General features: G+C 54.7%; 1 protein-coding gene. It reads left to right on the top strand.

Annotation, left to right across the window (positions count from 1 at the left end; translation table 11 throughout):
• Positions 1-112: 112 nt before the first annotated feature.
• The coding region (locus FHL80_RS25090; RefSeq protein WP_216871052.1) for a hypothetical protein at positions 113-415 on the top strand (303 nt) is incomplete at its 3' end.

Genomic DNA, 415 nt, shown 5'->3' on the forward strand with positions numbered 1-415 from the left:
TCTATGCTCCTGGGGCTTCACTCACTTGCCGCCTTCCTGCAACGCGAATCATTTAGCGGAAAAATCCTGGGGCTGCCAACTGGCGGCCCTTTTACAAAGAAGGATAACTAAAATGACAGAAGCGATGAAGATTACCCTCTCTACCCAACCTGCCGACGCGCGCTGGGGAGAAAAAGCAACTTACAGCATTAATAATGACGGCATTACCCTGCATTTGAACGGGGCAGACGATCTGGGGCTGATCCAGCGTGCGGCGCGCAAGATTGACGGTCTGGGCATCAAGCATGTTCAGTTAAGCGGTGAAGGCTGGGATGCGGATCGCTGCTGGGCATTCTGGCAAGGTTACAAAGCCCCGAAAGGCACGCGTAAAGTGGTGTGGCCGGATCTGGACGATGCCCAGCGCCAGGAACTGGAT

This window comes from Modestobacter excelsi (assembly GCF_005930495.1).
GTDB classification, from domain to species: Bacteria; Actinomycetota; Actinomycetes; order Mycobacteriales; family Geodermatophilaceae; genus Modestobacter; species Modestobacter excelsi.